At 59.4% G+C, this 20,919-nt stretch carries 22 protein-coding genes and 3 tRNA genes; 19 read left to right on the top strand and 6 right to left on the bottom strand.

Annotation, left to right across the window (positions count from 1 at the left end):
• Positions 1 to 537 precede the first annotated feature (537 nt).
• On the top strand, positions 538 to 1,152 hold the full coding sequence (locus ACRQDJ_RS06590) for a hypothetical protein (RefSeq protein WP_435717894.1): 615 nt from the start codon (positions 538 to 540) through the stop codon (positions 1,150 to 1,152).
• Positions 1,153 to 1,596: 444 nt separating this feature from the next.
• Here the strand turns inward: ACRQDJ_RS06590 and ACRQDJ_RS06585 are convergent.
• From ACRQDJ_RS06585 to ACRQDJ_RS06575, 3 genes are all read right to left on the bottom strand, one after another.
• A tRNA-Phe gene (locus tag ACRQDJ_RS06585) sits at positions 1,597 to 1,672 on the bottom strand.
• A gap of 39 nt (positions 1,673 to 1,711) precedes the next feature.
• Positions 1,712 to 1,785: transfer RNA gene (locus ACRQDJ_RS06580), tRNA-Asp, on the bottom strand.
• Positions 1,786 to 1,810: 25 nt separating this feature from the next.
• Positions 1,811 to 1,883: transfer RNA gene (locus tag ACRQDJ_RS06575), tRNA-Glu, on the bottom strand.
• Between the two features lie 271 nt (positions 1,884 to 2,154).
• Here ACRQDJ_RS06575 and ACRQDJ_RS06570 point away from each other — a divergent pair.
• From ACRQDJ_RS06570 to ACRQDJ_RS06555, 4 genes are all read left to right on the top strand, one after another.
• Complete coding sequence (locus tag ACRQDJ_RS06570; protein WP_284904737.1) at positions 2,155 to 4,146, top strand: mechanosensitive ion channel family protein; 1,992 nt, start codon at positions 2,155 to 2,157, stop codon at positions 4,144 to 4,146.
• Positions 4,118 to 4,534 carry a peptide-methionine (R)-S-oxide reductase MsrB gene (gene msrB, locus ACRQDJ_RS06565; RefSeq protein WP_284904738.1) on the top strand — a complete coding sequence of 139 codons (417 nt, stop codon included), beginning with the start codon at positions 4,118 to 4,120 and terminating at the stop codon, positions 4,532 to 4,534. The genes ACRQDJ_RS06570 and msrB overlap by 29 nt, the downstream gene beginning before the upstream one ends.
• A gap of 88 nt (positions 4,535 to 4,622) precedes the next feature.
• Positions 4,623 to 5,420, top strand: coding sequence for an endonuclease/exonuclease/phosphatase family protein (locus tag ACRQDJ_RS06560; protein WP_284904739.1), 798 nt, complete (start codon positions 4,623 to 4,625; stop codon positions 5,418 to 5,420).
• Positions 5,421 to 5,485: 65 nt separating this feature from the next.
• Positions 5,486 to 6,412, top strand: a complete 927-nt coding sequence (locus ACRQDJ_RS06555; protein ID WP_284904740.1) for an AEC family transporter — start codon at positions 5,486 to 5,488, stop codon at positions 6,410 to 6,412.
• A 168-nt stretch (positions 6,413 to 6,580) separates the two neighbouring features.
• Here ACRQDJ_RS06555 and ACRQDJ_RS06550 read toward each other — a convergent pair whose 3' ends face one another.
• The 3 genes from ACRQDJ_RS06550 to ACRQDJ_RS06540 all read right to left on the bottom strand — a co-directional run bounded on the left by ACRQDJ_RS06550 (position 6,581) and on the right by ACRQDJ_RS06540 (position 10,502).
• On the bottom strand, positions 6,581 to 8,092 hold the full coding sequence (locus ACRQDJ_RS06550; RefSeq protein ID WP_284904741.1) for an AI-2E family transporter: 1,512 nt from the start codon (positions 8,090 to 8,092) through the stop codon (positions 6,581 to 6,583).
• Positions 8,093 to 8,359: 267 nt separating this feature from the next.
• The gene (locus tag ACRQDJ_RS06545; RefSeq protein WP_284904742.1) at positions 8,360 to 9,001 is read right to left on the bottom strand and encodes a hypothetical protein; all 642 of its coding nucleotides are present in this window, start codon (positions 8,999 to 9,001) and stop codon (positions 8,360 to 8,362) included.
• Between the two features lie 793 nt (positions 9,002 to 9,794).
• On the bottom strand, positions 9,795 to 10,502 hold the full coding sequence (locus tag ACRQDJ_RS06540) for a hypothetical protein (RefSeq protein ID WP_284904743.1): 708 nt from the start codon (positions 10,500 to 10,502) through the stop codon (positions 9,795 to 9,797).
• 106 nt (positions 10,503 to 10,608) lie between these two features.
• On the opposite strand from ACRQDJ_RS06540, the gene ACRQDJ_RS06535 reads away from it, so the two are divergent.
• From ACRQDJ_RS06535 to ACRQDJ_RS06470, 14 genes are all read left to right on the top strand, one after another.
• Complete coding sequence (locus ACRQDJ_RS06535) at positions 10,609 to 10,923, top strand: DMT family transporter (RefSeq protein ID WP_284904744.1); 315 nt, start codon at positions 10,609 to 10,611, stop codon at positions 10,921 to 10,923.
• The gene (locus ACRQDJ_RS06530; RefSeq protein ID WP_435717893.1) at positions 10,923 to 11,285 is read left to right on the top strand and encodes a DMT family transporter; all 363 of its coding nucleotides are present in this window, start codon (positions 10,923 to 10,925) and stop codon (positions 11,283 to 11,285) included. Before ACRQDJ_RS06535 ends, ACRQDJ_RS06530 begins: the two co-directional genes overlap by 1 nt.
• Before the next feature lie 48 nt (positions 11,286 to 11,333).
• Complete coding sequence (locus tag ACRQDJ_RS06525) at positions 11,334 to 12,155, top strand: hypothetical protein (RefSeq protein ID WP_284904746.1); 822 nt, start codon at positions 11,334 to 11,336, stop codon at positions 12,153 to 12,155.
• A 212-nt stretch (positions 12,156 to 12,367) separates the two neighbouring features.
• Positions 12,368 to 13,330, top strand: coding sequence for a tyrosine-type recombinase/integrase (locus ACRQDJ_RS06520; protein WP_435717892.1), 963 nt, complete (start codon positions 12,368 to 12,370; stop codon positions 13,328 to 13,330).
• Between the two features lie 13 nt (positions 13,331 to 13,343).
• Positions 13,344 to 14,192: a ParA family protein gene (locus tag ACRQDJ_RS06515; protein ID WP_274734107.1), complete on the top strand. Its 849-nt coding sequence runs from the start codon at positions 13,344 to 13,346 to the stop codon at positions 14,190 to 14,192.
• A gap of 10 nt (positions 14,193 to 14,202) precedes the next feature.
• Complete coding sequence (locus tag ACRQDJ_RS06510) at positions 14,203 to 14,511, top strand: hypothetical protein (RefSeq protein ID WP_274734106.1); 309 nt, start codon at positions 14,203 to 14,205, stop codon at positions 14,509 to 14,511.
• Positions 14,511 to 14,897 carry a hypothetical protein gene (locus ACRQDJ_RS06505; RefSeq protein ID WP_435706430.1) on the top strand — a complete coding sequence of 129 codons (387 nt, stop codon included), beginning with the start codon at positions 14,511 to 14,513 and terminating at the stop codon, positions 14,895 to 14,897. Before ACRQDJ_RS06510 ends, ACRQDJ_RS06505 begins: the two co-directional genes overlap by 1 nt.
• Positions 14,898 to 14,922: 25 nt before the next feature.
• Positions 14,923 to 15,435, top strand: a complete 513-nt coding sequence (locus ACRQDJ_RS06500) for a hypothetical protein (RefSeq protein ID WP_284905998.1) — start codon at positions 14,923 to 14,925, stop codon at positions 15,433 to 15,435.
• A complete protein-coding gene (locus ACRQDJ_RS06495; protein ID WP_284906000.1) occupies positions 15,436 to 15,645 on the top strand; it encodes a hypothetical protein in 210 nt (69 codons plus the stop codon).
• Positions 15,646 to 16,049: 404 nt separating this feature from the next.
• Positions 16,050 to 17,918, top strand: a complete 1,869-nt coding sequence (locus tag ACRQDJ_RS06490; RefSeq protein WP_435706433.1) for a hypothetical protein — start codon at positions 16,050 to 16,052, stop codon at positions 17,916 to 17,918.
• A 13-nt stretch (positions 17,919 to 17,931) separates the two neighbouring features.
• Complete coding sequence (locus ACRQDJ_RS06485) at positions 17,932 to 18,963, top strand: transglycosylase SLT domain-containing protein (protein WP_284905819.1); 1,032 nt, start codon at positions 17,932 to 17,934, stop codon at positions 18,961 to 18,963.
• The gene (locus ACRQDJ_RS06480) at positions 18,963 to 19,517 is read left to right on the top strand and encodes a hypothetical protein (RefSeq protein ID WP_274733751.1); all 555 of its coding nucleotides are present in this window, start codon (positions 18,963 to 18,965) and stop codon (positions 19,515 to 19,517) included. The genes ACRQDJ_RS06485 and ACRQDJ_RS06480 overlap by 1 nt, the downstream gene beginning before the upstream one ends.
• Before the next feature lie 188 nt (positions 19,518 to 19,705).
• Positions 19,706 to 19,981 (top strand): hypothetical protein, encoded by a 276-nt coding sequence (locus ACRQDJ_RS06475; RefSeq protein ID WP_274733749.1) that lies wholly within the window; start codon positions 19,706 to 19,708, stop codon positions 19,979 to 19,981.
• 190 nt (positions 19,982 to 20,171) lie between these two features.
• On the top strand, positions 20,172 to 20,837 hold the full coding sequence (locus ACRQDJ_RS06470) for a hypothetical protein (RefSeq protein WP_284905821.1): 666 nt from the start codon (positions 20,172 to 20,174) through the stop codon (positions 20,835 to 20,837).
• Positions 20,838 to 20,919: the final 82 nt, after the last annotated feature.

The raw sequence follows: 20,919 nt of genomic DNA, 5'->3' as shown, positions 1-20,919 counted from the left end.
CGGTCTGAACATCCGTAAAGGCCGGATCGGGAGCTAACGACACGCCGTCATTAGACCCACTTTTTGTCTATTAACCCTTAAAAATCACCTCTTTTAGTAGTGAGTCGCCGGCCACTTCGCCGGCTCGGTTAGTACTTTAGTCCCAGGCCGGTAAGGTGTGTCAAGACCCATTTTTAGAGTGTCGCTAAGTTGGTGCAAGGCGGGTGTGGAACGGCGGAAAATGGCGGTTTGCGGTTGTAATTTGTGATCGGAATTGTCTTATTTTTTATCGAAAATAACGGATGTGGTGCGGGCGGGTACGTGCCGTTAGTCCTAGCTTGCGGGTGCGAGGTGGTTCTTGTGTGTGGGAGCGTGTTGTTGGGGTACGTTTGCGAGTGGTGGCGTGAAAGAAGGGTGGCCGGTGAGTGAACACCGGTCACCCTTCTTTGCGTAGGTAATGGAGTGTATGTGGTTGCGGCCCGCTAGGCACGCTTCTTTCTGGCGACGACGCCGCTGCCCGCCACGAGCAATCCGCCAGCAAGAAGTGCCGCGGCCCCGGTGGGAGCTCCCGAGTCCGCCAGGCGTTTTGCCGGCTGGGCGGCCGTGGGCGTGGCTGAGGGCTCTGCCGCGGGTGATTCAGTGGGGGCGGGTGTTGCCGTTGGTGTTGCGGTCGGTGTCGGCGTTTCCGAAGCGGTCGGTGTTGCCGTTGGTGTTGCGGTCGGCGTCGGGGTTGCCGACGGGCTAGCCGTCGGCGTTGTTGTTGCTGATGGAGTTTCCGTTGGTTCGGGTGTAGGAATAGGGGTTTCCGACGGGGTAGCCGTAGGCGTTGGCGTGCTCGACTCGCTGGGTGTGGGTGATGGCGTCGTAGACGGTGACGCAGTGGGCGAAGGTGCCGTCGGCGTTGTTGTTGGTGATGGCACTGGAACGGGAGGGTTCTCCTCGACTGGGGTGGCTGTAGGCGTCGGTTTCGGTGCTGGAGGCGGAGGTGGTAGGGGTGGGACCGGCTTAAACGTTGGCCGGCGAGGTGGCACTGGAACCGGGGGCAGTTCTACGATGGGCGTAGACGTGGGCATCGGCTTCGGTACGGGAGGCAGAGGTATAAGTGGATCGGGATGGTCGATTATTTCCCTAATAATCGTAGGTGCCGCTTCATCTGGATTCGCCGTTGGTTGAGGGCTGTCTTGAGTGGCGCTGACTGCCGCTGTTGGCGTGAGGAAGGGCAAGGCGGTGATGACGCCAAGTCCGATGATACGTTTCACGGTAGGAATCATGATCTCCCCCTTTTATAGCAAATACGTCATTTATACGAATGATTAACCCCGCGGGGGGGGGGTGCTCAATTGCCATAATAGTGTGGTAATGGCCGTAACTTTATAAAAACTACCTAAAAAAGATTGTGATACTGAATACCATTCTGTGTTTGCGGTATTTATATAAAACACGTTGATCGTGCGCCTATTCGTTGGTGCGGTGGAGGCTATCTTAGCGAGCGTTCGTATCGTCCCTGCGCAAAGAGTTGGGGATGTGTTTGGGCGTTTTCTCGAACAGGGTCACCAAAACATGGATAAGGAGGTGGCGTGAATGCGAGAAAGTCTTGTTATAGCAAGGGGTGGGAGGTGGTGGCTCCGACCGGCGTCGATCCGGTGACCTTTCGATTTTCAGTCGAACGCTCTACCAACTGAGCTACAGAGCCGAAAGAGAAACACCCGGTTTCCCGGGCGTTCTTCCTTCGCGACCCCGACGGGACTTGAACCCGCGACCTCCGCCGTGACAGGGCGGCGCGCTAACCAACTGCGCTACGGGGCCATTTGCTAGGCAAATAACCATCGCGTACCCCCAACGGGATTCGAACCCGTGTTACCGGAGTGAAAGTCCGGCGTCCTAGGCCTCTAGACGATGGGGGCTCAAGAACGTTGTTCTCAAAGCGTCCCCGCTGAGGGAACGGGTATAAGCTTACGTAGGATTCCAGGTCTTAGCAAATTGAACGAGGGTGTTCTCGATCACCAAGCGAGTTTTCCGCGGTAATCCGCGCCTTTCAGGGAGGTGACCACGCTGCGCGAGGGCGGCGTCGTACCAGATAGGAGCCTTGTGGGCGCTTCCCGGCGGTCTCACGCCGGAGGCGAAAGGAGTTCGACGCCGCTTTTTCTGTCGTAGGCACCTACTAGGCTTTCAGACATGAACGCATCGGTACTCGCGGTGGCCCCGTCCGCCTGGAAAACGCTCTCGCTCGCGCCTTGGCTGCGGGCGGAAAGTGAGGCGCCCACGCCGGAACCCACCCCCACCTCGGATCTGCATGAAGTTGCCGAACAGGCCGTGGCTGCCACGGTTGATATCGCGCAGCTGCTCGGGGTGTGCCTGCTGGGTGCCCTCATCGGCTGGGTGATCGCCGTGGTTATCGTGGCGGTGGTCAAGGCCGGTTTCCGGCGCCATACCGGGCTTATCGATGTGGTGCGCGGCGTTCAGGTGCCCGCGCAATTCACGCTCGCGGTGGTGGGCGCGCGCTTCGGGCTGTTCTCCTATATGGAGAATTTCCCGGAACAGGATCGGCCTAATTGGTCACCCGTGCTCAAACACCTGCTGCTTCTCCTCATTATCGCGGGTCTGACCTGGCTGCTTGTCGGCGTGGTGAACGGGGCAGCGCGTTCCTACCTCAAATTCGTGGAGCGGGTAGCGGAAACGCGCTATCGGCGGGTGCAAACCCAGCTCCAGATTCTGCGGCGCCTGGCGGTAGCCCTCATTGTCGTTATCGGCCTGGCCGCCATGCTCATGACCTACCCGGGCGCAAAAGCCGCCGGCGCCTCACTTTTCGCCTCCGCGGGCGTGATCTCCCTGGTCGTTGGTATTGCTGCGCAATCCACCCTGGGTACGCTCTTCGCGGGGTTACAGCTGGCCTTCTCGGATTCCATCCGCGTCAATGACATCGTCATTTGGGATGGGAATATGTGCACGGTTGAGGAAATCACACTCTCCTATGTGGTCCTCAAAGTCTGGGACGGCCGGCGCCTCATCGTGCCCTCCAATAAACTCACCTCCACCACCTTCGAAAACTGGAGCCGGCGCGATCTAGACATTATGGGATCGGTGGTCCTCCAACTGGACTGGAGCGCCCCCATCGCGGAACTACGTGCCGAACTTGACCGCATCCTCGCCAACACTGACCTTTGGGATGGTGATACCGGCATCCTCGTGGTGGGGGATGCTTCCACCGCGAACGGCCTACAAGTCTCCGCGATTGTCTCCGCATCCTCACCCGGCGAACTCACCGACCTGCGTAACCACGTGCGTGAAAAGCTCATCGTGTGGTTGCAGAACAACGCCCCGGATGCCTTCCCACACACCCGTTTTTATAACGACGACGCAGCCTCGTCCGCCCCCGGTACCCTTGCCGCGGAAAGCGACTCGGATCAGCAGGGAACTGACGCCGAGCAGGCAGGAAGCGATGCGGCTGGCGAATCAAGCGAAGCTGAGGGGGAGCCTGAGGAAGCGGCGGCTGGGAACTCTGGTGACCGTGCCGAATCTGAGGAGCTCGCGCAGTCCGAGGCACACGCGAAATCTGAGAAGCGCACGAAATCTGAAAAGCCGGCCAAGCCCGCGGCTCGCCCAGTCACCCGCACCTCCATCGGTGCTCAAGAACAAACCGAACCGGATACCACTTTCGACCCGCAGGACTACCAAGAAACCCGCATTCTCTCTGCATCTGATATTGAAGCGGCGGTGCGCCCGGAGCGGGTACCGGTAGCCAGCCGGCCCGAAAGCCCTGCCGGTGGGGAAGGCCCGGCCACCCGCATCCGGGAAGGCCACGAAGCCTCGCTGTTCACCGGATCCATCCAGGCTGAAAAACGCGGCCAAGAATTCTCCGGCCCGGGTGCCGACGTCCTGGCAGAACGCGAACATAATGCCGCGCGCCGCACCGGCCAGCAAGAACCCGTCCACGAAGCTGGCAAAGTCCCCTCAGAATCATCGGCGCCTCCAACCGCCGTCTTCCCGGCCGTATCCGGAGAAGCAAGCGAACCCGACGCCGCCAAGCAAGCTGGTACCGCCAAGCAAGCTGGCGCACCTAAGCAAAGCGAGACCGCGAAGCAGCCTGAAGCCGCTAAACAAAGTAGCGACAATGAGGAAACTGAAGAAAGGAAAAGTCATGGCACGGATGCTCCCGCAAAGCGATGAAGAATGGGCCCGGGTCCTCACCCCGGCAGAATTTACGGTCCTGCGTCAAGCTGGAACCGAAGCGCCCTTCACCGGCGAACTCCTGAATGAAAACCGCGAAGGAATCTACCGGTGCCGGGCCTGCGGGGCAGAACTCTTCCGCTCCACCACCAAATTCGATGCCGGATGCGGCTGGCCCAGCTTCTATGACCCCTCCCGCACCGATGCCGTGCGCACAGACGTCGATTACAAACTCGGCTACCCCCGCACCGAAGTCCGGTGCGCCACCTGCGATTCCCACCTTGGGCACGTCTTCCCTGACGCACCCCACACACCCACCGGCCAGCGCTACTGCATGAACTCCGTCGCGCTCACCTTCGAACCCGCAAACACGTCTACAACCGCATAGATTCGGTAGAATCACCCGTGTTGCACACCGCCACCAAGGGAACTCCCCGGGCCGGCGGTGTCCACCGGGTCGCGACAAAGGAGAAACCATGCCGAGCCTTCATGTCATGTCCGCCAACCTTCAACAAGGTAAGCCCTCACGGCGCCCGCGGCCGGGCACGGACAAAGTGACATGGCAGCGCGAATCCATCAGCAAAGCCATCCGGCTCATTACCGCCGCAGGCCCGGAACTTCTCGCCCTCCAAGAAGTCAAAGTCACCACCGCCGGCGGAGACCTCTACGCACCCCTCCTCGCCGCCGGCAACTACCACGAAGCCATCTTCGCGCCCACCAAAAATGAGCGCGGCCGCCTCCGCGCCACCAAAAAGGGGGAAGCCCGCGGGGTCGGCACCGCACTCCTCTCCGTCTACCCCATCGGCGCTCGCGAGGTCATCAACCTCCCCGTCCACCAGCAAGAAACATGGCTGAAAACCCTGCGGACAAATATCGGGATTGGCGAAATCCCCCGGGTTGCGATCCTCGCCGAAATCAAGGTGGCGCCCGGGCACTCCGTCGTCGTTGCTGCAACGCACCTCACGTACACGTACCGCCTCAACGTCACGCAACTACGCACCGTAACCGGAGCCCTCACCGGATTCGCCCAGCGCTACGGGCTAGAGAACGCCCCGCGGCTCATCATCGGCGACCTCAATATCCGCGGCTGCGAAGTGCCACTCGCGGCAACCGGATTCGAAGCCGCCGCCGAAGCCCTCACCTACCCCTCCGATGAGCCAGAAAGTCAAATCGACCATATCCTCGGAACCGGGGTTGAGGTGCGGGCCGCGGAAAACCTCTTCCTGCCGCTCTCCGACCATCGCGCCCTACGCGCTACTGCAGTCTGGAAATAGGGCCACACCTCCACGCTCGAGACGCACCCTCACTCCGGAAGAACTCTGTCTACACTAGTGCTGTTATGGCCTCAGTACTGCTCAACTTTTGGGTGATTATCGCGATTATGCTCGTCGGCTACCTCGTCGCGCGCTGCAAAATCGTACCCCCGGGAAGCGACCGCACCCTCACCCAGCTGGTCTTCTACACCACGCTGCCAGCCCTCATGTTCACCACCCTCGCCAACTCCAACCCGGCATCCTTCTTCGGGGTGAACGGGCTCGCCAATATCATCTCCTCGGTAGGAACCGGACTCATCTACACAGCCCTGGCCGCCACCGTACTCAAAAGCCGCGGCACCGAACTCACCGTGGGCGCGCTCGTTGCCTGCTATACCAATATCGGCAACCTGGGCGTGGCCTTCCTCGTGGCCATCACCGGCGACCCCACCCCCGCCGCACCCATCCTGCTCTTCCAAATCCTCGTGATGGTGCCGGTCTTCTTCTCCATCCTCGATAACCAAACCGGCAAGAAAACCGAAGGCCTGTGGCGCACCATCCTCTCCCGCCTCAAAAACCCGCTGCTTATCGCGGTCTTCGCCGGACTCATGGTTGCCCTCCTCAAGATCCCCATCCCGGAACTCATCTCCGCGCCTCTCGAAAAAATGGCAGGCGCGAACGTGCCCATTATTCTGCTGGCGATGGGAATGTCCTTGCGCGGGGCGCGCCTACCCCGCTTCGGGCGTGAAAGCGCACCCCTCATGCTCGGCATCTTCTGCCGCCTCATCCTCGGGCCGCTTATTGCCTTCGGAGCCGGCTACCTCCTGGGCGCACGCGGCGAAGCCCTCATGGCCATCGCCATCATCGGAGCGTTCCCCACCGCCAACAATGTGTTCGTTTACGCGCACCGCTACCGCTCCGGCGTGACCATGGCACGCGACGCCGTCATCATCACCACGGTCGGCTCACTCCTCGTCATCCTCCTCATCACCGTCATCGCCCAAACGGTATAAGAGCGGCTTCGGTATGAGGGCCCGCGTAGGTAGGCCGCCCGTGCGAGGAGCGCGTCGAACGGTAGACGTGCTTTCGGTATGAAGGACCGCTCTTCCGAGCCGTGAGGCCGCCCCGGCGGAATAATATGCCGCGGAGCTACTGAGCTATTGGGATCCTCTACTGAGCTACTACCCCTTGACTGGGTTGTAATCCGGGCCGGGTTCCTCCCCGTCCACCTCGAAATTCGGCTGGTCGAAAGCATAATCCGGGTCCGGAGTGGCGGGCGTGGGGGAATTAATATCCGCGTTATCGACCACGCGTTCCTCCCCACCCAAGGTGTGCGACGCCGCCCTCGCCGTGACCGGCGAGGGAGATTCCTCAGCGCGAATATTGAGCTCCTTCGCGTTGTATTCGAGCAGCTGCTTGGCCACCGCAGTCCCCGCCAAATCGCGCAGATCCAATTCGGGAAGTTCCGTGAGCGGCTTATCCGGGGTGCGGCGCAGCACCTTAAACACTTCCCACACAATCGAAATCAGCGGAATCACAATAATCGCACCCAGCAGCCCGGCCACAAACGTACCGGCCGTCACGCCCACCGCAATCACCACCGGGTGGAGCGAGACCTGATGCCCCATAATGAGCGGCTGGAGCACATGCCCCTCGAACTGGCCGATCAGCGCCACGCCCACCAGCACCACCAGGGAAATAACCACGCCCTTCGTGGCCAGAGCCACCAGCGCCGCAATAATCATGGCCGCCGGCGCACCGAACAGCGGAATAAAGGCACCGATGACCACGAGCGTCGCCAGGGGAGCGGCCAGCGGCACCCCGCACGCCACCAGCAGAATCGCGGCCATCACGCCATCGCATAGCGCAATAAGGATGGTGCCGCGCGCGTAACCGGAGAAGCTGTACCACCCGGCAGTGGCCGCCGCGTGAGTACGCCGCCGCGCCCGATCCGGGAGCACATTAATAAACCACAGCCACATATTTTTCCCGGCTGCCAGGAAGAAAATCGAGCAGAAAAGCGCCAGCGCGATCAACGTGAAAGCCAAAGCCACCGTGCCGGCCTGCGAAAGCGCCGTCGACGCAATATTTCCCGCGTTATTCTGCAAGTACGTAGCCGCACGTTCGATACCCTCGTTCAGGCCCTCGCGCAACTCATCGACCGTAATATTAATCGGAATCGGCCCGTTCGCAATCCAATTAAAAATGCCATCCAGACCGCGCTGCATCTGCTCGGACAGGCTCGACCACTGATTCGCCACCGAATCAATAATCCAATAAATAATCCCGCCCAGCGCCGCGAACAGGCCCAGCAATGCCAGCGCCGTCGCCAACGCCCGCGGCATAATCCGATCCAAAAGATTGACAATCGGATGCAGCAGCGAGGTCATCACCAGGCCGAGGAACACCGCCACCAGCACCCACTGCACCGAAGCCGCCATGTGGAAAATACCCCAAATGGCAATAACCACGCCGATGAGGAGCCAGGCGCTCACACCCCACGTCACCAGCACCGGCTGCACCCCGGCCGGATGAATCTCCACAACGGTGCGCTGCGAACGCCCGCCGCTATCGGCCGGGTCCTTCGCGTAACGCTCCACGGCCTCTTCGGCCACGCGCTCAATCTGTTCGCGCCGCGACACCGCCGAGCGAATCCGATCCATCAGGGAGGGTGACTTCTTTGATTCCTTCACAAGCTTTAGCTTACTGAAGAACGGCCCGCGCCGGGCGCCGAACTCTAAGGCCGAGTGCAACATCTTTTGCGATTGGGAGTGTGGCCAAATTTCATCGGGAACATTAAGTCGGATAAAACTAACGCCAAATGTCCTACAGGTAGATGGGATCGGCTGCGGCAACAGTCCCAGTGCGGGTTCGGTTTATGATTCTCGTGGCTTGTTGGTGGTATAGGTTGTGGCTGCACCCATGAGAGTGCAGCCACAACCATTTGCTATGAAGCTACTTTATTTTGCTTCAAAATCGAGTTCGTCGGACGTCCAGACACGATTGGACGGTCCTTGTCGAGAGGGAAGGAAGTTGTGAGCGTACCGATAGCGTTCCTGCTTTGTAAATGGCTCTACGATGAAGCAGCGGCCACCTGACTGGCTGAATACGTTTGGTACCCAGCTATGTACACGCCCGCCATCGAGGATGAACCCTGCGTAAGAGGCAACAATGATTCCGTTACTTTCGGCAAGGAAGTCAGCATTGTCGTCACTAACTCGCCAATGTCCACTAACCTTTAGTTCTCCGGAGAGAACTTTCTTCCAGATATTGGGAGCGACATTAGCCTCAACCTCACTCAGATCTTGCTGCCTCTGTCCCCACGTGTCGTCAAAGAACAGGGTTGGTGAAGCTTCTTGAGATTCGACTCCCATCGAGCAAACCAAAGCTTTCTCCCCGTAGGGGATAAGCAGGGGCCGATTGCGTGCAGAGGCTAAGTATCCGATATCCCAACCTGAGTACTGCTGGTTTCGTTGACTAGCGGAATCATCGAGGATGGAGATTAGGCCAAGATCGACGAGTTTGGCCATTGCGTTTGATCCGATACCAAGAATCTGCTTGGCGGTTTCGAAGCCGTAAGTGGTTTCTTCGAATGAAAACATTGATGTATCCTTCCAGTTCTGCTCCGGGGTAAACCGGAACGTGACTATTGATCGGCGTGGATTCCGCGAAGCGGCAAGCTTGCCACTTCGCGGCTCCGTGGTTATTAGTGTATTGAAACCCTCCGACGGTGTCAAGTGGATTAGGTGGATCTGCCTAGTCCACGCAATGGGGGTGTGTGACGTTCTCTAACTGGATGTCTGATGTGCCATCTCGGGCCAAGAGTCAACACTATCCCTCAACCGCAGTTCCTTGTTCGAGCGACGTCTTCTGGCAAACTCGAGGAAGATAGTTCTGCGATATGAATTACCGCACTCTATAGCCACGTTCTGATCTTGGCTAAAGTTGTCGGCGGGATACTACTGCGCCTGTGCCGTCAGCATGAGGATGGTGGCAGGGAAGACGGCACCGACCGTGGCTTGATTAGCTTCTGCACGATGAGCCGAATCCGGAGATGGCATCCTTTGTGTGCTGTGGAACGGTGATAACGCACCGCTGTTGCGGGGGAGGTGTTCGCTCGGATCGTGTGTGACGGTCTGGGTGAGGCGAATCGGGCTGTACCTGTTGCGATCAAATCGATGGGCGTGGACGTGACCTGGACGCTGGAACTGGTATTACGAATATCGGAACTCCTGGGGTGGGCCGGTAGGTGAACATAAAGGGAGTCGGTTCACACCAGCCTGCATACTTCACATTCCAGGGCTTGGCTTTAATGCGTAGGTCGGTTACTCGCCGATTTATGACGGGGAAGAACGTTTCCCTTTACCTGGCTATTCGCGCCGCCTCCCCGCCGCGCTACTCATTTGGCCGCAGCAGGTCAATTTCGCTTTCCAGCCACTCGGCGAGCTCACCGGCGGCAATATGCGCATCGATCTCCACCTGCTCATCGGGCTCCTCAATGCCGACGAGGAAGGCTTCCCCGCATTCCCCGAACGGCACCGCGATGACCTCGCCATCCTCGCTGCCCGCCCACCAAAACTCGGGGCTGTAGCCGGCGGCGGCCAGAGTCTCCCACACCACCCGGGCGCGCTCCTCATATTCGGGAGTGAAACGCCCCACCGGCGTGCTCCACGCATCGGGCAAACCGTCCGGAATACGCGGGAACACCGCCGCCGGATCGCGCCCCTCAAGCATCTCGGCAGGCACAATACGCGGAGTATCCCGTTCGCTCACCCGCCCGGGAGCCACCGGAGTGAGCTCCAGCTGGCCGTTGGTAAGATCACCGGCCCGGAAGCGGGCGGTCCCTACAGCCACCAGCTGCCCGGCCAGCGCGGCCACATCAGCCTCGCCCTCGCCCGGCTCGGAAAGAAGCGCCGTGACCCCGGTGGTGGAAGCATCCACAGGCGTGGCGGACAGCACGAGGGCGGCGTCGTCGGAAAGAATCTGGCGCTGCTCCGAGCCGTTCGCGTGCGTGATCGCAACAAGGCAAAAACCCTGCTCGGAAGGGGTGATATCGAGCGCGGCAATGGGCTGGCCGGAAACGGTGAGCGAGGTGATGTTCATGCTTCGAGGATACTCCCCGGCGCCCGTGCTAACCTGGGCCCGGGCGCACCAACCGCCGCGGACGAGGGAGCCGTACCCGCCCAGCGCAAAGACGGCCACAATTTTTATGGCGTGGATTATTTTGCTCCTTTCCGGAGCGCTCGAAACCGTATGGGCAGCAGCCCTCGAAAAATCCGAACATTTTTCCAGGCGCGGGCCGGTCGCGGTCTTTCTCCTGGCACAAACACTCTCCCTGCTCGGCCTGGCCTGGGCCATGCGCGAAATCCCCACCGGCACGGCCTACGCGGTGTGGGTGGGCGTGGGCGCGAGCCTCACGCTGGTCTACGGCTGGCTGAGCGGCCAAGAAAGCACCTCGCGCGCTCGCGTGCTGCTGCTTATTGTGCTCGTCGCTTCGGTGGTGGGACTCAAGGTGGTGAGCTAATGGCCTGGGCGATTCTGGTGGGTTCCGGTATTTTCGAGGCAATATGGGCGACGGCGCTCGGCGATTCGCGCGGGCTCAGCCGCCCGCTGCCGGCGCTTGTGTTCGGCGTGGCGCTCATTGTATCCATGTGGGGGCTTTCCCGGGCGCTGCGCGAGATTCCGCTCGGCACAGCTTACGCGGTGTGGACGGGGACCGGCGCGGTGCTCACCGTAGCAATCGCGGCCGCGCGGGGAGTGGAGGAACTCAGCGTGCTGAAAGTGGTGTTCCTGTGCGGGGTCGTCGGCGCGGTGATCGGGCTGCGGGTGGTGGAGCGGCGGGAAGAGTTGGGCAAGAATGAAACGCGGGCGAAGCCAGAAAACTAGGTGTCAGGTCCGTACCGTGACAGGTGCATATTGTGAGATCATGAACACATGATTTCTCGTGATTTACACTCGCTGGGTTTTGACTTCCCCGAGTGGGAAGATCTTGTTCGAGCGGTTATTGATACACATTTCCCTACGATCATTCGCGAGGGTTCTTTTGCGGCCGTAGGTCTCTACCAGGATACTGAGGGTGCGGGGGTGCTCGTCACGCGCTATTACGACGGCGCCACTTACACTTTCCCGGCTCTGCGGGGTACTCCGGGGCATGACGTGGCCGCGGTGCTGGTAGATGACACCACAGCACTCTTCGAGCTTTACTCGCCCGACTATCCGGATATTCCGGCCCGCACCCTCATCGCATATGTGGATGATCCCTTCATGTATGACAAGTGGGAAAATGGTGAAGACGAAGAATATACCGGGTATGAGGACTATCGGTTGAGTGCCGTTGCTAAAAAAATGGCGGTGTATTCCTCCTGGGAGGAGTGGAACGGCGGTCGCGAAGTTAACGATAACGGCGTCATGCGGCCGGTGGCGAAGGACGATCCTCTTGTGGGTGAGCAACTGATTCTCAGTGTGAGTCTTGCGATACATGGTGAGGAACTCGAGGCTGGCGAGGTAGATAACCTCACTCCGGATATTATCCTGCGCGGAACGGTCCGTACCGCGGAGCTGGTCACTAATGCCTTAACCGGTCAAAAATGGTGGCGCTGCGAAGTGGATTGTGGATTCCTAATCACGCTCGCCCTGCCGGAGGATATCGATCCGGCACCGGCGCCTGGCAAACTCGTCGATGGTCAGGCGATCCTGCTAGGGTCCACGGGCTTTTGGGAGGATAAAGAGCCTGGCATCTACCAGCGGCGCGGCTAGGGTGAACTGTGAAGTGGTGTCCCTCGACGAGCGAAGAAAATGGTAGGCCCCGTGGGATTCGAACCCACAACCCTTGGTTTACTTGCTTGGCTCACCCCACCCTTTTTAAAATAATGCGACATTTTCACCACGTTCGCTAAAAGTGAACTATAGGGCGGAGAAAAGTTCAATCTTTCCGCCTAGCCATTGAGGCAAAACTGAAAAATGTACGCATGAACAAACTTAACAAATGGAACGTTCCCGCAGGATGGGAAGAAGCACTTTGCGATTGGGGAAAGACTCAAACTCTCGCTGGGCACCGCGAAAGTTCTCGCGCGTACCGCACCGCAACCCTGAGAAGCTTCGCAAGAACGGTTGATAAGCCGCCGAATGAGGTCACTGAACAAGACATCATCGACTGGGCAAGCGGCAAAGAAATAGCCCCCGAAACCCGGCACGGCTACTACATCGCGGTAAGAGCTTTCTTCGACTGGTTCTCCAAAGGAGGCAGCCCAGCAAAAGTGCTCGGGCCTGTGCACCGGCTACGAGCAACGGCACGGCCGACACCGGAAGCCGTATATGAAGACGCGCTCGACGGCGCGCCTCCCCGAACCCAGCTCATCCTCCGCCTCGCAGGTGAGGTCGGACTAAGAGCCAACGAAATTGCCCAGATCAAAAAAGAACACGTCGGAAAAGACCTCCTTGGATACTGCCTCCAAGTGTGCGGCAAAGGAGGAAAAACCCGCATGGTTCCCCTCCCCACAGATATCTATCTAGAGATGGAAGAAATGCTCAACATGACCGGAACATGGCTATTCCCAGGAAGCAAGAATGGACATCTCTCCGCAGCGTGGATCGGAAGACTCGCCCGCCGGGAACTCCCCGACCCCTGGACTCTCCACACTCTCCGGCACCGGTTCGCAACCCGCGCTTATCTTGAGGGCCACGACATTATGGCCGTGAAAGACCTCCTCGGGCACGAATCAGTAGCAACGACCCAACGCTACGTCGGTTCCGATCCCCATGCGATGCGAAACGCAATGCTCGGCGCGCGTCAAGACCGCTACAAATACTGTGCCCCGCTGCCAGCGGATACGGCAATGCCAGCGGGTACGGCAATGCCAGCGGGTACGGCAATGCCAGCAAATGCGGCCACGCTGGCCATGCCAGCACCAACCCACATCCCAGGACTATAGAGAAAGAAAACCAATGATTATTGCTATCTGTAACCAGAAAGGTGGCGTCGGTAAAACGACGATTGCCACGAATCTCGCACACCGCCTCGCGCGCGCCGCCGGTGCCCGCGTGTTGCTTGTGGATGCCGATCCGCAAGGGAGCGCGACGACGACGCTCGGCGTCGAAGTAGATGCCGATACTTTGACACTCAATGACGTGCTCGCAGCGACCGCCGCCGGCGCGCCACCCGAAACCGCCCGCCAAGCAATCCTGCCGGTGTCTGGTTGGGGTATTGACCTACTCCCCGCCGATAGAGCTTTGTGGGATCGGGAAAATGACACCGCCTTAGGGCGGGAATATAGGCTGAAGGCAATCCTCGCACCCCTAAGCGATGTCTACGACGTGATCGTGGTGGACTGCCCACCAAGCCTCGGGATGCTCACGACCGGCGCGCTCGTCGCCGCAGATACCGCGTTGATCGTGACGACCGCGCGGGAAACTGCCTGTGGTGGGGTTGCGGAGATGATCACCACCATCGCCACAATCAAAAACCTCTACAACGGTGGTCTGGAGCTTGCTGGCATCCTCGTGAACGCATACCAACGAGGCCGCCTCGACACCCGGAAATGGCTCACCGAGCTAGAAGCAACCTACGGAGACTACCTTCTCGCTCGGTATATGCCGGCCAGGGAAGCGTTCCCCCACACCGCAACTAACCACACGCCAATAAATGGCGGTGACCCGTTGATTGAGGAAGCATTCAAGACCCTACAAGCCACACTCGCCGGCAACGCCGTATCCGCTGGCGCTGCCGCACCTGCTGGCGTGGCCGTATCTGCTGGCAATGCCAGCAATGCCAGCAATGGCAGCACCGCTCTGTAAGGAGACCGCCATGAAAATGACGAAGAAAACCTTGCTCCGCCTGCTTACCAACCCCCACGACATCAACTTCCGGAACATGATCGCAAACGATACCGTGACGCTCTGGCACGCAGCAGCATCAAACGCAACCCTGCTCGAAATGCGCCTGGACTCCGACCCCTGGAGAATGTCGGGCAACGACATCATCAAACACGGCAGCGACCAGCAGCTCGTTGATCTGTACTTCACGCTCAACGAAACCTACGCCCAACTCGAACGGGCGATCAAACACCTCGACAAAGTCAAAGACACGCACAAAACAGAAACGGAAGAACAGTAATGAAAAAGCCTGACACCGCCGCTATGCAAACGCTCAAGAAAGCACCGATTACGAACCCTATCGTTGCGGGTGGAGAAGATATCATCCTCGCTGGCACCGCTGGCACCGCTGGCACCGCTGGCACCGCTGGCACCGCTGGCACCGCTGGCACCGCTGGCACCGCTGGCACCGCTGGCAAGGCCAGCAGCCAGCAGACCGCGAAAATCACCATCCGCCTCCCCCGCGAAGACGCTGACCGCATCCGGGGCGCTTGGCTCGCCGACTGCGCCACCGGCAACCGCATCTCACTCTCCGAATGGATAACCGCGATTCTCAACGCCCGCGTAGAAAAGTACACGAATGTCGTACCGGTTGTTGCCGGTGCTGCGCCCAAAGGCAACATCTAAACCCAAGACTGAAAGGAAAACCACCATGTACTACCTAGATCAATCCTCGAAGCTAACCACCCACGACGTGCGCTACGCGGTCCGGCAAGCGGTGATCAAAGCCGGGCTGGAAAGCCTGGAAAAGCAAGGGTTGAACGAGACCGACTACGACATGGATGAGGTGATCGGGAAACTAACCAGCGATGCCGACGCTGTTTTCGAGGCATGGACCGCTCGTATTATTACCGCCGCGCGTGAAGACCTAGCAGGCCAGATGCTTTCTCGTCTTTCCTGTAAGAGCGAGGAATACGACCGCGAAGCGGGTTCTGCCTATGAAGAATATGAGGAAGCCCGAGAAGAGTTCGACTACAAGCACGACGAGAGTGCCCCTGTATGGGATGCTTACGCGGAATACCAGCACCTAAAAGGCATGGACCTCGCCTGCGAGAAACACAAGACCTACATCCGCGAAATCCTCGCCAAAGTACCCTCTCTGGCTGACCTCGTCGTCCCAGACGACCACCCGAGCAACGCCGCCACGGTGGAGGAGGCTGAATAAATGCAACCAGAAGAAAACCTTGCCGGCAACGAGACAATTGCCGTATCTGCTGGCAATGCCAGCACCGCCAGCCAAGCTGGCATGGATCGCAACGCCGGTTGGGACATGCTCGCCAGCTTCATGAACCGCATGAAAGAACACGAACGCAACGGGACCTGGCGTAGCTACAGACCCGGTGAGAAGGAACCTGAAATAGGTGAGGAGGAGTGATGCAGTTATCTAAGGCTGATACCGCGCGGTTGGAAGCCGCCGCGAGCATGGCACTCCATGCCCCAATCACAATCAACCTCGACAACGGCGCGGTCGCCGTTGTCTCCCCGGGCGGACATATACGGATTGACGGCCAGGAATGGAAACCGGAAACATCCTCCGTGCCAGCCGTGCCAGCCGTGCCAGCCGTGCCAGCCGTGCCAGCCGTGCCAGCCGTGCCAGCCGTGCCAGCCGTGCCAGCAGTGCCAGCCGTGCCAGCCGTGCCAGCCGTGCCAGCCGTGCCAGCCCTGCCAGCCGTGCCAGCCCTGCCAGCACCGCCGGCCGATGCGGCCATGGGGGAGGGTGCATCGTCGTCAGAAGTCCCAGTACACTCGGAAACTACTGATGCCACTCCGCCCGCCCCTGTGGGCACGTTAGAAGATGGGCGTTTGCGTCTCCTTGAGCGGGAATACGCCAGCCTGCTCCTAGAAAAGCGAGCTTTGGAGACAGAGTGTGAAACCCTTAGAAACTCCCACGCCATTGACGAGCATGAGAGCGATTATTTAGTTGCTCAGCTTGATGGTCTGCAAGCCAGCCTTGAGAGTGCTCAGCGTGCAGCAACACAAGCCGAAGAACAACGCGACGGCCTTGAGTTAGAGGTTCGTCAGGTCCGTCAAGAATACTCAGACCTCCAAGCCGCCTATGCGAGCGAGCGCACTGTGTGGGAAGAACAAGTAGCCGCACATAACCTTGCTTTACAGCAGGCCCAGGCCGCTAGCTCGGCACTAGAAACCGAACTAGCCGCGGCGCGTAATGAACTGGACGCGGCACAACTGCGGGTAGGTGAACTTGAAGAACAAAACCGAGCCTTACAGCAATCGCTTGGCGATGCCGAGGTGACCCGTGAAGCCCTCACTGCCTGCCAGCAAGATCTAGCCCAAGCAAAAGAAGAAAACGAGAAACTCAAGACCGCCAACAGTGGTCTTGCGGGGCAGCTTGAGCAAGCCCAAGTCCAGGTATCGGTACTTTCGAGGCGGCTTGAAGAAGAGACCACCCGGGCAAAGGCGCTAGAAACCCAACAAGGAGAAGGCCGTGAGAAATTGAGCGATGCTCTCTTCCAACTCAAGCAAACCCAAACCGCACTGGTAGAGAAAACCACGGCCCTCCAACAGGCCGAGCAAGACCTGGCCACAGAGCGAGACGCGCACGCAGCCGAACGCCAAGAGTTAGAAGCGCTTCGGCGTGAGATAGAGGAAGGTACGCAAGAGGGTGAACAGGCTGAGGCTATGCGTCTTGAGCTTGCACAAGCCCGTGAAGAACAAACCCGACTCAGTCAGGTGTTAGACGAGCGCGTCGAATACGCACAGACGCTTGAGGCGGATAAAGACCGCTTGAAGCGCGAACGCAACACGGTGGCTGGTCAGGTGCGGGATCTACACACGGAGCTTACGGCTGCTGAGCTTGCCCTCGAGAAAGCCAAAATGCGAGAAGCAGAGCAAACCCGCATTCTTGAAGACTTACGGGCAGAAAACCAGCGCTTGAGCAATCAACTCCGCTCGGCACGCCTAACGGACACGGTGAGTTTGCCGGTGGTTCAGCGCCCACCCACCACCCCACCGGCGGAAGAAAACGCTACTTCCGGTGATGACAAGGAGGGCGACAGACGCTCCCGTGTCCTAAAATTCTTGGCTGCGATTGTTGCTTTGGTCTTGGCGTTAGCGGCTGGATACCTCGCACACCTCCTCCTAACCAGCACCGACGATGTGGCCGATCCTTCCCCAGTCGTGCCTAGTGTTACGGCAACGCCGCACCCGCGGAGCACTCCGTCCGAAGCGCCTTCGCCAGCCTTGCCGGCAACGCCAGCCGTGCCAGCGCCGCCAGCAGATACAGCACCCCCGCCGCCCCCGGTGAGCGAGGGCGGGAGCGCGCCTCAAGGCGGGCATGAAGAGCCAGTAGAGCGTCAACCGGGCTACCAGCCTCCAGTAGAGGAAGTGCCCGCGCCCGTACCCGCGCCTGAACCGGCACCGGTCCCGGAGCCGGCCTTCGTCACCGACCTCTCCGCCGGCGCTACTTCTAGCGGGCGTTCGGTCACCATCAGCGCGAACGTGAGCACGACCGGCGCGGTCCCGGTCTCGGTCTACGCGACCGTCGGCGGACGCTCCCTATCACTCGGATCCCAAACCGTCGCCGGTAGTGGCTCCTTCGAAGCCAGCATCACTATGGAACCTGGCACCTATTCGTGGTCTGTGAGCGCTGACGGGCTTGTGAATTCCGGGACAATCACCGTCTACTAAGAGGAGCCTTTTCGTGAAAAGCACTATCTATATAGGCGCAGCCGCACTCCTTGCCTTGCTTGCCCCGCTCATGATTATCCTGCTGGGCGGCGATAGCAAAGGCAGCGCGAGCCTTACTGGGGCTGCGAGTAATATCCCACCCGAATACGCCGCCGTGGTCGCACGCGCCGGTGGTATCTGTGAAGGCATCACCCCGGCTTTGCTTGCGGCGCAGATTGAAGCCGAATCAGCCTGGAACCCGAGCGCGGTATCTAGCGCGGGTGCCCTTGGTATCGCGCAATTCATGCCAACCACCTGGGCAGGCGCTGGTAAAGATGGCGACGGGGACGGAGTCGCCGATGTCAACAACCCGCAAGATGCTATCTGGAGCCAGGGGCATTATATGTGTGACCTCCTTGCCAGCGCGCGGGGCCTTGTGGAAGGAGGCCATGCGAAAGGTGATCCCGTCGATCTCGCCCTGGCCGCATACAACGCCGGCCTGGGCGCTGTCCAGTCGTTTGGTGGTATCCCGCCCTACCCGGAAACCATGAACTACGTAGAGAAAATCAAGAATCTAGCGGTGACCCGCTACGCACCCGCCGCTGCGGGTGGCTCAAACGCAAGCGTTGTTGCTTGGGCTATCTCCCAACGCGGCAAACCCTACCGCGGGGAAGGCAGCGGGGCGTGCGGGAGCATGGGACCCGATTGTTTCGATTGCTGCGGGCTAGTGTGGGCCGCATATAAGAACGGACGCGGCATTGACCTACCCATGTCTATCCCTGGTGAGACACCGGCCCGGCGTAAATGCGAAAACGCACTCTACAGCGCCACCCAGTTTGGTGGCACTTATGTGCCCGCCGACGTCGTACATCTCCAGCCCGGCGACATCCTCGCTTTCCAATCAACAAGCGTCGACCCCGATGTTGATTACATCACGCATGTCGCGCTCTATATCGGTAATGGCGAATTTATTGACGCAGCCCCAGGATACGGTGTGAATACCTACCCACTCGGGTGGGGAGAAGCCTCCGACCGCATGTTCCCGCAAGCACTAAGGATCCCATAATGACAACACAAAACAGAACCATCGGTTTATTTGCGACGCTGGTGCTTGTGGTGGCCGCTGGCTGCACCCACCCCGAACCAGACACAGCACCGACCATGCCCGCTCCGGCGTCGCCGGCCGCAATGATGCCACGCTGCCTCACAAACGCACCGACCGTCAACGAGGCGGATGCGGAAAGCGTCGCTGACACCGTCGCGCTCTTGCTTTCATGCCAAGACTCCCGAACCGATACCAGCCCGCTCGACGCTTATAAGCGTGCGAGTCCCTATCTCACTGAGTCTCTCCAACCCAGCGAAGAAGCACAGGTGCGTGGGGGAGCGGCCTGGGAAACCCTCAAAACAAACGACGCATACACAAGCGTTGCCGTCGAGCCACTGTGGGGACAAACCCCACCAGCCGCAGCCGTCGATGTCGCTTATGCCGACCGCCAAGTAACCATCACCCCGACGAGCGAGAGCAGCTGGAAAGGAAACCCCACGACGGCGTTCTACAACTTCCGCCTTGTCAAAGACAGGGAAGTATGGCGAGTTGGAGCTATTGCAACCACGAAATAGCAGGTAGGAGCAACCCCACAAGCCTATTGTAGTATAGTATCACAACCAGCCTTGGGGAGAGGGGAAATAGAAAAATGAGCCAATCAACCAACACCTACCCGCCACTACCGCCAGACCTGGCATACGGGTACCCGACCTACGACGCCAGCGTCTACATTCCAGAGCCAGCCCGCCCGAGGAGCCGAATCATGCGCACGTTTTCGTGGATTCGGCGCCACTACCGCACCGGCTTCCTGTTTACTGGAATATTGTTCGCGATCATGGCGCCTTTCTCCATGCCCGACCAGTACGGGTCGAGCTGGGGATGGTACTTCGTGTTCTTTTTCCTTGTATTCGGCTACCAGATTTACATGCACGGCATCTTCTTCGGGATTTTGCGGGGGATTATGTGGACCATCCTGTTCCCCATCCTGATCATCCTCATGTTCACGCCACTCATTGCAGCCGCGGCCCGCAACCCCTAAAACGGAAAAGCCGGTGTGCTTTGCACACGCACTAACTAGTGACCCCAAAAAACAATTCCCGGGTAGCGCCCGGGAGGATGGAGACACTTAGCTATGGTGCGACGCACAGTTGTTTCGAGTGGGCAAGAAGCCCTCTTCGACCTGACCTTCTACCTCAACACGACAACCACTACTCCTCAAGGAGACTCTCATGGGCAAGGAAACCCGCCAGAATCTGGAAGCGAACGTCAACGAAGCGATGCTGGAGACACAGAACACGCTCGAGCAGGCGCTCTTAGCGGCCTACCCGCCAGCCAGCGAGAACTGGGTCGATCAAGTAGCGGCCCGGCAGACGGCAGCAGCGACAGCCCGGATGGAAGCAGCATACGAGCGGGCAGCGATCATGGACGCTTACGAGGAGGAGGAATCCTTGGCGATTTGGAAGAGTCAGGACCTTCCCGAACCCTTGCCGACAATCCTCGCCAACGAATGGATGACTCAATACTGGGATATGTCGGACTGGACACTACGCGGGGATCAGCTGGAGGACCCGGAAGCGATAGCCGAGATGAGAGCCGAAATGATCGAGCAGGCCGAGATGCGGGTCGAGGAAGCGGCTCGCGATTGGTTGAACCGCCTAGTCGACGAGGTGATGGGCTTCGAGTCCAAAGAACTCCAAGCGACATTCACCCTGGCCTACCTCAAGGACGCATTCAAGAATCAACACGAGATGAACGACCTCGACCCGTTCATCCTGAGCTGGGAAGCGGTGGAGAAAGTCTTGATAGAACAAGCACCGTTCTACCTGAAAACCGAGTATTACCATCCCCAACCCTGGGCGGTCGAGCTGAAAGAAGCCGGCCTGCTTACCAACTAACCAACCAGCCTAGTCCGCGCGGTGAGAAAGCCCGGATAGAAGCGAACCTCGCCGCGCTAAGCCTCCTTACCCAACTAGAAGA

The sequence above is a fragment of the Actinotignum urematis genome (assembly GCF_051264595.1).
GTDB classification, from domain to species: Bacteria; Actinomycetota; Actinomycetes; order Actinomycetales; family Actinomycetaceae; genus Actinotignum; species Actinotignum timonense_A.
Note: the sequence above shows the minus strand (reverse complement) of the source record. Positions and strands in the feature narration are given on the sequence as shown.

Excerpts from the sequence above, each read along its gene's own strand:
- ACRQDJ_RS06570 (WP_284904737.1), top strand. The coding sequence starts at position 2,155 with ATGAACGCATCGGTACTCGCGGTGGCCCCGTCCGCCTGGAAAACGCTC.
- ACRQDJ_RS06520 (WP_435717892.1), top strand. The coding sequence starts at position 12,368 with ATGAACAAACTTAACAAATGGAACGTTCCCGCAGGATGGGAAGAAGCA.
- ACRQDJ_RS06510 (WP_274734106.1), top strand. The coding sequence starts at position 14,203 with ATGAAAATGACGAAGAAAACCTTGCTCCGCCTGCTTACCAACCCCCAC.
- ACRQDJ_RS06495 (WP_284906000.1), top strand. The coding sequence starts at position 15,436 with ATGCAACCAGAAGAAAACCTTGCCGGCAACGAGACAATTGCCGTATCT.
- ACRQDJ_RS06525 (WP_284904746.1), top strand. The coding sequence starts at position 11,334 with ATGATTTCTCGTGATTTACACTCGCTGGGTTTTGACTTCCCCGAGTGG.
- ACRQDJ_RS06555 (WP_284904740.1), top strand. The coding sequence starts at position 5,486 with ATGGCCTCAGTACTGCTCAACTTTTGGGTGATTATCGCGATTATGCTC.
- ACRQDJ_RS06475 (WP_274733749.1), top strand. The coding sequence starts at position 19,706 with ATGCGCACGTTTTCGTGGATTCGGCGCCACTACCGCACCGGCTTCCTG.
- msrB (WP_284904738.1), top strand. The coding sequence starts at position 4,118 with ATGGCACGGATGCTCCCGCAAAGCGATGAAGAATGGGCCCGGGTCCTC.
- ACRQDJ_RS06505 (WP_435706430.1), top strand. The coding sequence starts at position 14,511 with ATGAAAAAGCCTGACACCGCCGCTATGCAAACGCTCAAGAAAGCACCG.
- ACRQDJ_RS06515 (WP_274734107.1), top strand. The coding sequence starts at position 13,344 with ATGATTATTGCTATCTGTAACCAGAAAGGTGGCGTCGGTAAAACGACG.
- ACRQDJ_RS06560 (WP_284904739.1), top strand. The coding sequence starts at position 4,623 with ATGCCGAGCCTTCATGTCATGTCCGCCAACCTTCAACAAGGTAAGCCC.
- ACRQDJ_RS06530 (WP_435717893.1), top strand. The coding sequence starts at position 10,923 with ATGGCCTGGGCGATTCTGGTGGGTTCCGGTATTTTCGAGGCAATATGG.
- ACRQDJ_RS06535 (WP_284904744.1), top strand. The coding sequence starts at position 10,609 with ATGGCGTGGATTATTTTGCTCCTTTCCGGAGCGCTCGAAACCGTATGG.
- ACRQDJ_RS06480 (WP_274733751.1), top strand. The coding sequence starts at position 18,963 with ATGACAACACAAAACAGAACCATCGGTTTATTTGCGACGCTGGTGCTT.
- ACRQDJ_RS06470 (WP_284905821.1), top strand. The coding sequence starts at position 20,172 with ATGGGCAAGGAAACCCGCCAGAATCTGGAAGCGAACGTCAACGAAGCG.
- ACRQDJ_RS06540 (WP_284904743.1), bottom strand. The coding sequence starts at position 10,502 with ATGAACATCACCTCGCTCACCGTTTCCGGCCAGCCCATTGCCGCGCTC.
- ACRQDJ_RS06545 (WP_284904742.1), bottom strand. The coding sequence starts at position 9,001 with ATGTTTTCATTCGAAGAAACCACTTACGGCTTCGAAACCGCCAAGCAG.
- ACRQDJ_RS06500 (WP_284905998.1), top strand. The coding sequence starts at position 14,923 with ATGTACTACCTAGATCAATCCTCGAAGCTAACCACCCACGACGTGCGC.